This window comes from Sulfitobacter sp. HI0129 (genome assembly GCF_001635395.1).
Lineage (GTDB): Bacteria > Pseudomonadota > Alphaproteobacteria > Rhodobacterales > Rhodobacteraceae > Sulfitobacter.
Genome location: NZ_LWGH01000207.1, coordinates 1 through 10,236, shown reverse-complemented (window position 1 = coordinate 10,236; position 10,236 = coordinate 1). Strand labels below are relative to the sequence as shown.

The following is a 10,236-nucleotide window of genomic DNA, read 5'->3' as shown; positions in this document are numbered from 1 at the left end:
CGCGACCAGATCGTCGACCTGATGGCACCGCTGGACGAGGGGCCGGACCTGCCTGCACCCTGAACTCCCTGCGAGGCAACTATACCTGCGCGTTCAGATAAGATGATGATTTCGCTAGTTTTATATGATCGCCCGGCCCCTTGACCCCGGCTGGCGCCCCAACTAGATTGCGCCCCGTTTGCCCCCTTTCCATTCGCCGGAGTCTGCCCCATGTCCGCGCCCGCTTCCCGCCCGACCGCCTGCCTCGCCCTCGCGGACGGTTCAATCTTCTACGGCATGGGGTTCGGCGCCACCGGCCAGACCGTGGCCGAGCTTTGCTTCAACACCTCCATGACCGGCTATCAGGAGATCATGACCGATCCCTCCTACGCCGGTCAGATCGTTACCTTTACATTCCCGCACATCGGCAACGTGGGCACCAACCCGCAGGACGACGAAACCGGCGATCCGGTCGCGGCGGGCATGGTCGTCAAATGGATGCCGACCGAGCCCAGCAACTGGCGCGCGACGCAGCACCTGTCGGACTGGCTGGCGGGGCGCGGACGCATCGCTATCGGAGGTGTGGACACCCGCCGCCTGACCCGCGCGATCCGGCAGGCTGGCGCACCCCATGCCGCGCTGGCCCATGACCCTTCCGGCAACTTCGATATCGAAGCACTGGTGAAGGCGGCACGGGACTTCGCCGGGCTGGAAGGCGTGGACCTCGCGAAGGATGTCACCTGCGCGCAATCCTATCGCTGGAATGAAATGCGTTGGGCCTGGCCCGAAGGCTTTGCCGAGCAGACCAACCCCCGCCACAAGGTCGTCGCGGTGGACTACGGCGCGAAGCGCAACATCCTTCGGTGCCTCGCCTCCGCCGGTTGCGACGTGACGGTGCTTCCGGCCAGCGCCACCTACGAGGACGTGATGGCCCACAACCCCGACGGCGTCTTCCTGTCGAACGGTCCCGGCGACCCGGCCGCCACGGGCGCCTACGCGGTGCCGATGATCCGCGATGTGCTGGAAAAGACGGAGCTGCCGGTTTTTGGCATCTGCCTTGGCCACCAGATGCTGGCAATCGCGCTGGGGGCGCGGACCGTCAAGATGGGCCATGGCCATCACGGGGCCAATCATCCGGTGCGGGACAACGACACCGGCAAGGTCGAAATCACCTCGATGAACCATGGTTTCGCGGTGGATTCCCAAAGCCTGCCCGCCGGGGTGCGCGAAACGCATGTGTCGCTGTTCGACGGGTCGAACTGCGGCATCCGGATGGAGGGGCGGCCGGTATGGTCCGTCCAGCATCACCCCGAGGCGAGCCCCGGCCCGCAGGACAGCTATTACCTGTTTGAAAGGTTCGCCGCCGCCATGGACGACCGCGCCGCCTGATCTGGCTCTTCGACCCTTCCGGCCTTCCCGGGCATTAAGAGACGATTAACCAAGCTCTGCCACCTTCCTTCGGCATTGAAGGAATTGGCAGGTCCGCATGATCAACCTCTCGCTGGAACTCGCGAATGCGCGCGCGGCGCGGGCTCCGCCGCGGACGCTGGGGCAATGCCTTGTCGAACTGGGGCATATCACGCAGGCGGATCTTGCCCATGCGCTGATCCTGCAGCGCCGGATGGACAGGCTGCTGGGTGAAGTGCTGCTGGTTGAGGGATTGCTGACCGAAGCCCAACTGCTGGCGGGGCTTGCTCGGCAGAACGGGCTGCGGGTCATCGACCTTGACCGAAAGCCGCCCGAGATTTCCGTTGCGCGCCGCTTGCCGGTTTCCGTCTGCCTGCGCCACGGCGTCACCCCGTGGAAACAGGCGGACGGTCTGCTTCTTGTGGCGACCAACAGGCCCGACCTGTTTGACGAGCTGCGCGCCAGCATGGGGCCGGAGGGGCAGCGAATGCTCCCGGTTCTGGCAACGCAGGAAGATATCGTGCGCACGATCGGTCGGCTCTATGGCGATGAACTGGCCTTTGCCGCCGCGACGCGCGTTCCCGCCGCCGAAAGCTGCCGGGGATGGGCCGTCAATCACCGTCGGCGCATCGCATGGGCCGGGGGGCTGGCGGCGCTGCTGGCCCTGTGCGCCGCCGCCGCGCCGGGGTGGACGCTGGCATTGGGCATCCTCTGGGCCAGCCTGACGCTCGCCCTCTGCGTCGCACTCAAGGCTGCGGCCTTCGTGGCGCATCTGACCGCGCCCGCGCAGGCCGAAGGAGGGCCTGCGTCTTCCGCCCCCGGGGGCGATGGCTTCCGCCTGCCCCGGGTTTCGGTGCTGGTGCCGCTCTTTCGGGAAGAGAATATCGCCTGCCACCTCGTTGAGCGGCTCACGCGTCTGACCTATCCCAAATCGTTGCTCGACGTGGTGCTGGTGCTGGAACAGGACGACGCCGTAACCCGGGAGGCGTTGCGGTGCACCGCCCTGCCGCCGTGGATGAGTGTTCTGGAAGTGCCGGACGCGTCGCGGCTACGCACGAAACCCCGCGCGCTCAACTACGCGCTCAATTTCTGCGCGGGCGATATCATTGGGGTCTGGGATGCCGAAGACGCCCCCGCCCCCGACCAGCTGGAACGGGTCGTGCAGCAATTTCACCGCGCCGCCCCCGATGTCGCCTGCCTTCAGGGTGTGCTCGATTATTANAATACGGGCAGGAACCTCATCACCCGCTGCTTCACGCTGGAATATGCCACATGGTGGCGCGTGCTGCTGCCGGGACTGGCGCGGCTGGGGTTTGTCCTGCCGCTCGGGGGCACCACGCTGTTTTTCCGCCGCCACCGGCTGGAGCAACTGGGCGGCTGGGATGCCCATAACGTCACAGAGGACGCCGATCTGGGCCTGCGGCTCGCCCGGCACGGCTACCGGACGGAACTGATGCACACCGCCACCTTTGAGGAAGCCACGGCCCGGCCATGGCCCTGGGTCAGGCAACGATCGCGCTGGCTCAAGGGCTTTCTCGTGACATGGTGCGTGCACATGCGCCGCCCGGCGCGCCTCTGGTCCGAACTGGGGGCGCTCCGGTTTCTGGGGGTGCAGACGCTCTTCCTCGCGACGTTCTCGCAATTTCTGCTCGCGCCGCTGTTGTGGTCCTTCTGGGTCATGCCCTTCGGCATCCCCCACCCCGCCGCCGATGTGCTGGGGCAAGGAGTGATGCTGGCGCTCATCGGGCTCTTCGTCTTTGCCGAGGTGCTGAACCTCGGCATGGCGGCCTATGCGGCGCTGCATTCGGGGCGGCCCGGGCTGCTGGCCTTCGTGCCGGTGCTGCCGGTGTACTTCACCCTTGCGACGGCAGCCGCGTTCAAGGCATTGGCTGAATTCGTGATGGCGCCGTTCTACTGGGACAAGACCCAGCACGGGCTTTCCCCCGCCCTGCCCTCTGCCGCCCGGCACACGGCACCAAAAGCGGTGGGCGTACCCCGCGCCAGCGTCACTCCTCCGCCTCCTGCGACTGTGCCGCCTCTTGCTTCAACCGGGTCATGAAGGCGACGGAGATATGGGTGCGCAGCGCCGCATCCGCGCCGTCCTCGTCGCGGGCTTCGATCCGGCGCACGATCTCGTCGTGTTCGGCCTGTGCAATCGCACCGCGTCCCTCCACAGCGAGGGAGGAGGTCGCCATCAGCGCCATAGACCGATGCACGAGGTCGAGTTGCTGCACCAGGAACCGGTTGTGCGAGGCGAGATGTATCTGGCGGTGGAACCGCCGGTTCGCCCGCGCCAGCGCCGCAGGACGATCCTTGAGCGCGTCGTCCGCCTCCACCATTTCCCGCAGGACGCGGACCTCCTCCGCGGTGGCGTGACGCGCCGCAAGCCGGGCGGCCAACCCCTCCAGCGCGCCGCGCACCACGTAAAGTTCCGCCATCTGGTTGTGATCCAATGAGGCCACGATCAGGCTGCGCCCGTCCCGCGCCAGCAGCGACTGGGTCTCGAGCCGCTGCAAGGCTTCGCGGACGGGGGTGCGCGACACGCCGAAGCGGTCGGCCAGCTCGCTTTCCACCAGCCGGTCCCCGGGGCGATAGATCCCCACGTCGATCGCGTCGAGGATCATGGAATAGGCGTCGGTCGATCCGGGTTTCGGTGCTGTCATCTGTCTGTCCCTGCAAGTGGCGCAACCTTACCCGCCGCGACCATATGCGCAAGCCTCCGCCCTTGCGCGGCGCGGCGGGGCGGCCTACCACGGCACCATGCCGCGAGAAGCCTTTTCACATGTCACGTCCTGGGTCTTCGACCTCGACAATACGCTTTATCCGCCCTCGGCCCGCCTGTTCGACCTGATCGAACAACGCATGACCGCATGGGTGATGGAGGCGCTGAAAGTCGACCGGGCGGAGGCGGATCGCCTGCGGCTGCATTACTGGCAGACCTATGGCACGACGCTGGCAGGCCTGATGCGAGAACACGGGGTCGACCCGGCGCCCTACCTTGAGGATGTGCATGACATCTCGATGGAGAGCCTGCTGCCCGATGCCGAGCTTGCCGCGCGCATCCGTGACCTGCCGGGGCGGCGCATCGTCTATACCAACGGCTGCGCGCCCTACGCCGAACGGGTGCTGGCCGCCCGCGGGCTTTCGGGTCTCTTCGATGCGGTCTACGGGGTCGAACACGCGGGCTTTTTGCCCAAGCCTGAGCGCGCCGCCTTCGATACGGTCTTTGCCGCCGACAGGCTCGATCCGCTTTGTGCCGCCATGTTCGAGGATGACGCCCGCAACCTTGCCGCGCCGCACGCCATGGGCATGCGCACCGTGCATGTGTCCCCCGCCCGCGACCCGGGCGAACATGTGCAGTATCATACCGATGATCTGGGTGGTTTCCTCCGCCTGCTTGCGCCCTAAGTGGGCGGTATGACCGAAGATTTCGACATTGTGGTTTCCGGCGGAGGTATCGCCGGGCTAACGGCGGCGGCGGCTTTCGGCAGCGCGGGCTTTTCGGTCCTCTGCGTCGATCCCGCGGCCCCGGTGACAGATGGCGAGGCCACAGGTGCCGACATGCGCTCCACCGCCTTGCTGCAACCGGCCCGGCAGGTGCTGGAAGCCGCGGGCCTGTGGCAGGCGCTCGCGCCGGAGGCCGCCCCCCTGCAGGTGATGCGTATCATCGATGCGGGCGGGGAGGACGGGCGCGCCCGCGTTGTACGCGAATTCGATGCCGCCGATATATCGGACCAACCCTTCGGCTGGAATTTTCCCAACTGGCTGCTGCGCCGCGTGCTGGTGGCCCGGCTGGGGGAGCTTGACACCGTCCGGTTCCGCCCCGGCGTCGGCGCCGCCGGTCTACTGGCGCGCACCACCGAGGCGCGCGTCACACTCGATGACGGCAGCCGTATCCGCACGCGGCTCGTCGTGGCGGCGGACGGTCGCGACAGCCCCATGCGGCAGGCTGCGGGCATCCCGGTCAGCACCCGCCGCTACGGGCAGAAGGCGCTGGCCTTCGCTGTCACCCATCCCATTCCTCACAACGATGTCTCGACAGAGGTGCATCGCACGGGCGGTCCTTTCACGCTGGTGCCCCTGCCGGACCGGGGCGGCATGCCCTGCTCCGCTGTGGTCTGGATGGATGACGGCCCGGAACAGGTCCGCCGGTCAAAGCTGGACCCCGCCGCCTTTGAAGCGGAGATGACCGACCGCAGCAGCCATATCTTCGGGCCGCTTACGCTGGCCAGTCCCCGCGCGCTCTGGCCGATCATCAGCCAACAGGCGGCGCGGATGTCCGGTGAACGGGTCGCACTCATCGCAGAGGCCGCGCATGTGCTGCCACCCATCGGCGCGCAGGGCCTGAACCTGAGCCTTGCAGACCTCGCGACCTTGCTGGAACTGGCGCAATCCGACAGGATCGATCCGGGCAACGTCACCTTGCTGGAAACCTATCACAGCAAGCGCCATCCACAGGTCTCCCTGCGGATACAGGGGATCGACCTGCTCAACCGCGCAAGCCAGGCCTCCAGCCCGCTGGCGCGGGATGCCCGCGCGCTGGGGCTTGATGCGCTCTATTCCATGGCACCGGTACGGCGCCTGCTGATGCAGATGGGCCTTGGCCTGCGTTAACCGGCTTCGGCCTTGGGTTTGCCCAACACCTTGTCGATGACAGGCTCCATCCGGGCCAGCGTGGCATCCACGTCCCGCAGCTTGTCCAGACCGAAAAGACCCAGCCGGAAGGTGCTGAAGCCCGCAGGCTCCCCCACCTGCAGCGGAACGCCCGCCGCGATCTGCATGCCCTCGGCGGCAAAGGCCCGGCCCGACTGCACCTCCGGGTCATCGGTATAGCCCACAACCACGCCCGGCGCGCCGAACCCCTGCGCCGCAACCGAAACGACCCCGCGCCGCGCCAGCATCTGCCGCACCCCGTCGCCCAGCCGCCACTGCGCGTCGCGGGCCTCCTCCAGCCCGAAATCCATCGTTTCGCGCATGGCATCGCGGAACCCGCGCAGGGCATCCGTGGGCATGGTGGCGTGATAGGCATGGCCGCCGCCCTCATAGGCTTTCATGATACTGCGCCATTTCGCCAGATCGAGCGCGAAACTGTCCGATGCGGTCTCGGCCAACTTGTCCTCTGCCCGGGCCGAAAGCATGACCAACCCGGCGGAAGGCGACGCGCTCCACCCCTTTTGCGGGGCGGAGATAAGCACATCCACGCCCAGCGCTTCCATGTCGATCCACGCGCTGCCCGAGGCGATGCAATCCAGCACCAGCAAGGCACCCACCTCATGGGCCGCCTCGGCCAGCTGGGTCAGGTAATCGTCCGGCAGAATGACCCCAGCCGAGGTTTCCACATGCGGGGCAAAGACCATCGCGGGGCGCCGTTCGCGGATGGCGGCGGTGACCTCTTCAATGGCGGCGGGCGCGAAGGGGCTGGGCGCGGTGTTACCCGTGGGACGGGCGGCCATCACCGTCGCATTGCCGGTCAGGTCTCCTGTCTCGATGATCTGGCTCCAGCGATAGGAAAACCACCCGTTGCGCACCACGAGCACTTCCGCCCCGCGCGCGAATTGCCGGGCGACCGCTTCCATGCCGTAGGTGCCGCCCCCGGGCACGACGGCGACCGCATGGGCGTTATAGACCTTGCGCAGCATAGAGGAGATGTCGCGCATCACCTCCTGAAACGCGGCGGACATGTGATTGAGCGAGCGGTCGGTGAACACCACCGAGAATTCCATCAATCCGTCAGGGTCAACCTTGCTCATCTCATACTCCATTGTTTGATCGCCACGGCGCAGCTTGCCCCGGTCACAGCGGACCCGCAAGCCGTTCCTCGCTCAGCAGCACATTGGCTTCCACTTCACCGGCACCCGGCAAGGTCATGATCCGCCGCCGCAGAACCCGTTCAAAATCAGGCAGGTCGCGCGCCACCACGCGCAGGCGGTAATCATAAAGCCCCAGAACATGTTCCACCGTCTGCACCTCGGGTATGGCGGCCACGGCCCGTTCGAAATCCTCAAGGCTCACCCGCCCCTTCCGGGCCAGCTTTACCCCCAGAAACACGGTCACCCCGAACCCCAGCGCCTCGGCATCGAGCCGCAGACGCCGTCCCGCAAAGACGCCCGCCTCCTCCAGCCGGCGGATGCGCCGCCATGTGGCGGGCTGGGACAGGCCCAGCGCCCGCCCCAGCGCCGCGGTGCTTTGGGCCGCGTCGCGCATCAACGCGCGGATCAATTCCCGGTCGGTCTCATCGAGCGCGATCACAGCGGCAATGTCTCCTTCGACTTGATCCGCGCCACATGCATCAGCGCCTCGATATCGGCGATATGCGGCAGGGTCAGAATACGGCTGCGATAGATGTCCTGATAATGGGCCATGTCCCGCGCGATGACCGACAGGCGCAGGTCCACCCGGCCCAGAAAGGTCTGCATCTCGATCACCTCGGGCACCTTGCGCGCCTCGGCCATCAACTCGTCGAAGGCATTGGGCTGCGTCTTGTCCAGCGTGATCCTCAGCGATACTTCCACCGCATAGCCCAGCACGGCCCAATCCACCACGCCCGCGACCCCCTTGACGATGCCACGATCCTCAAGCCGCGCGATACGTCGCGCCACCCGTCCGGGGGTGGAGCCGCTGCGCTCGGCCAGTTCCCCCGGCGTGAGGCTGGGATCGGCCTGCCAGTACCGCAATATACGCCGATCAAGGTCATCGAGCATTGATTTTACGTCTTTTGCAAGTTTCGCGCATAAACTTCTTCACCCTTTCACAAATACTCATGAAATACCAATGGCCAATCGCGGTCGGATTACTATGGTGCGCAGCCAGAGAGACACCAATACATCCCGAAAGGACCAAATCATGCGCGTTTACTATGACCGCGACTGCGACGTGAACCTCATCAAGGACAAGAAGGTCGCGATCCTCGGCTACGGCAGCCAGGGCCATGCCCATGCGCTCAACCTGCGCGACAGCGGCGCCAAGAACCTCGTCGTCGCCCTGCGCGAAGGTTCCGCCTCCAAGGCGAAGGCCGAAGGCGAGGGCCTCAAGGTCATGGAAATCGCCGAAGCCGCCGCATGGGCCGATGTGATCATGTTCACCATGCCCGACGAGCTTCAGGCCGAGACTTACCGCAAATACGTGCATGACAACATCCGCGAAGGTGCCGCCATTGCCTTTGCCCATGGTCTGAACGTGCATTTCGGCCTGATCGAACCCAAGGAAGGCGTGGACGTCATCATGATGGCCCCCAAGGGCCCCGGCCACACCGTGCGCGGCGAATACACCAAGGGCGGCGGCGTGCCCTGCCTCGTGGCGGTGCATAACGATGCCTCCGGCAAGGCGCTGGAAATCGGCCTGTCCTATTGCTCGGCCATCGGCGGCGGGCGTTCGGGCATCATCGAAACGAACTTCCGCGAGGAATGCGAGACCGACCTCTTCGGTGAACAGGCGGTTCTCTGCGGTGGTCTGGTCGAACTGATCCGCATGGGTTTCGAGACATTGGTCGAAGCGGGCTATGCCCCCGAGATGGCCTATTTCGAATGCCTGCACGAGGTGAAGCTGATCGTGGACCTGATCTATGAAGGCGGCATCGCCAACATGAACTACTCGATCTCCAACACCGCGGAGTACGGCGAATATGTCTCCGGCCCGCGCATCCTGCCCTACGATGAGACGAAAGCCCGGATGAAAGCGGTTCTGGACGATATCCAGCGCGGCAAGTTCGTGCGTGACTTCATGCAGGAAAATTCCGTGGGCCAGCCCTTCTTCAAGGGCACTCGCCGGATCAACGACGAACACCAGATCGAACAGGTCGGCCAGAAACTGCGCGAGATGATGCCGTGGATTTCCGCAGGCAAGATGGTGGACAAGGCCAAGAACTGATCCAGATTGGACAGGTGGGGCGGGCCTTCTGGCCCGCCTCGAGGGCCCCGGCGGCACCGCCGGGGCCCTTCGCGTTTCACGAACCGGCACACGCAAAGGACCGTCTCGCATGACGCCGCAGCCCCGGATCACGCCCGCAAGCTGGGCCATGGTCGCCCTTCTGGCCTTTGTCTGGGGCGGGACATTTCTGGTGACCGAAATCGCGCTCACTGGGGTGACGCCCTTCTGGGTGGCGGCTTCGCGGGTCGGTTTCGCCGCCGTGGTCATGGCTGCGGTCTGGAGCCTGCGCGGCTTCGCCCTTTTCGACGCACCCCCGGCGCGCCGCGATCTGGCCGCACTGGTGACCATCGGCGCGGTCAGTTCCGCCGTGCCCTTTGCGCTGCTGGCATGGGGTCAGCAATATGTGACCGCCGGCTTCGCCGGGGTTTCGATGGCTTCCGTCGCGCTCATCGTGCTGCCGCTGGCGCATTTCTTCGTTCCGGGGGAACGGCTTACCCCCCGGCGGGGCATCGGTTTCGTGATCGGTTTCGCAGGCGTCGTCGTGCTGATCGGCGCGCAGGCTTTCGACTCCACCGGTACCGCACTGGAGACACCGGGCCGGATCGCCTGCGTGGCGGCGGCGGGATGCTATGCGGTCGGCTCCATCCTGATGCGGCGCTTGCCTTCGGTCGATCCGATTGGCCTTGCCAGCGTTTTGCTGATCATCGGTGCCTTTTTCAGCCTGCCGCTGGCTTTGGCCGTGGAAGGCGTGCCGCCTGTGCCGGAGGGGGATATCCTCTGGGTGCTGGCCTTCCTCGGGCTTGTTCCCACGGCGGCCGCGAATTTCCTGCGGGTGCTAGTGGTGCGCAGCGCGGGGCCGGTCTTCATGAGCCTCGTGAACTATCAGGTGCCGGTGTGGTCCGTGGTGCTGGGCGCTCTCATCCTGTCGGAACCGCTGCCCCCCTCGCTCATCTGGGCGATGGGGTTGATCCTGATCGGCGTCGC

The 10,236-nt window shown here is 66.0% G+C and carries 10 protein-coding genes; 6 read left to right on the top strand and 4 right to left on the bottom strand.

What is annotated here, in order from left to right; translation table 11 throughout:
* Positions 1-210 precede the first annotated feature (210 nt).
* Both carA and A3764_RS02285 read left to right on the top strand, forming a co-directional pair.
* Positions 211-1,368, top strand: coding sequence for a glutamine-hydrolyzing carbamoyl-phosphate synthase small subunit (gene carA, locus A3764_RS02290; protein ID WP_067928284.1), 1,158 nt, complete (start codon positions 211-213; stop codon positions 1,366-1,368).
* Positions 1,369-1,465: 97 nt separating this feature from the next.
* A complete protein-coding gene (locus tag A3764_RS02285) occupies positions 1,466-3,445 on the top strand; it encodes a glycosyltransferase (protein WP_067951113.1) in 1,980 nt (659 codons plus the stop codon).
* Here the strand turns inward: A3764_RS02285 and A3764_RS02280 are convergent.
* Positions 3,393-4,049: a GntR family transcriptional regulator gene (locus A3764_RS02280; protein WP_067928277.1), complete on the bottom strand. Its 657-nt coding sequence runs from the start codon at positions 4,047-4,049 to the stop codon at positions 3,393-3,395. The two genes, A3764_RS02285 and A3764_RS02280, sit on opposite strands and share 53 nt — an antisense overlap.
* A 97-nt stretch (positions 4,050-4,146) precedes the next feature.
* On the opposite strand from A3764_RS02280, the gene A3764_RS02275 reads away from it, so the two are divergent.
* Both A3764_RS02275 and A3764_RS02270 read left to right on the top strand, forming a co-directional pair.
* Positions 4,147-4,794, top strand: a complete 648-nt coding sequence (locus A3764_RS02275) for a pyrimidine 5'-nucleotidase (RefSeq protein ID WP_067928275.1) — start codon at positions 4,147-4,149, stop codon at positions 4,792-4,794.
* Between the two features lie 9 nt (positions 4,795-4,803).
* The gene (locus A3764_RS02270; RefSeq protein WP_067928338.1) at positions 4,804-6,000 is read left to right on the top strand and encodes a UbiH/UbiF family hydroxylase; all 1,197 of its coding nucleotides are present in this window, start codon (positions 4,804-4,806) and stop codon (positions 5,998-6,000) included.
* Here the strand turns inward: A3764_RS02270 and A3764_RS02265 are convergent.
* Genes A3764_RS02265 through A3764_RS02255 form a run of 3 tightly spaced genes read right to left on the bottom strand, consistent with a single transcriptional unit; the run spans position 5,997 to position 8,087 of the window.
* Positions 5,997-7,136, bottom strand: coding sequence for an aminotransferase class V-fold PLP-dependent enzyme (locus A3764_RS02265; RefSeq protein WP_236627993.1), 1,140 nt, complete (start codon positions 7,134-7,136; stop codon positions 5,997-5,999). The genes A3764_RS02270 and A3764_RS02265 overlap by 4 nt on opposite strands.
* 43 nt (positions 7,137-7,179) lie before the next feature.
* Positions 7,180-7,635, bottom strand: a complete 456-nt coding sequence (locus tag A3764_RS02260; RefSeq protein ID WP_067928271.1) for an Lrp/AsnC family transcriptional regulator — start codon at positions 7,633-7,635, stop codon at positions 7,180-7,182.
* Positions 7,632-8,087, bottom strand: coding sequence for an Lrp/AsnC family transcriptional regulator (locus tag A3764_RS02255; RefSeq protein ID WP_067928268.1), 456 nt, complete (start codon positions 8,085-8,087; stop codon positions 7,632-7,634). The genes A3764_RS02260 and A3764_RS02255 overlap by 4 nt, the downstream gene beginning before the upstream one ends.
* A gap of 142 nt (positions 8,088-8,229) precedes the next feature.
* Here A3764_RS02255 and ilvC point away from each other — a divergent pair, with 142 nt between their 5' ends.
* A complete protein-coding gene (gene ilvC, locus A3764_RS02250) occupies positions 8,230-9,252 on the top strand; it encodes a ketol-acid reductoisomerase (protein ID WP_067928266.1) in 1,023 nt (340 codons plus the stop codon).
* A gap of 109 nt (positions 9,253-9,361) precedes the next feature.
* On the top strand, positions 9,362-10,236 hold an 875-nt coding region (locus A3764_RS02245; protein WP_067951111.1), incomplete at its 3' end, for a DMT family transporter.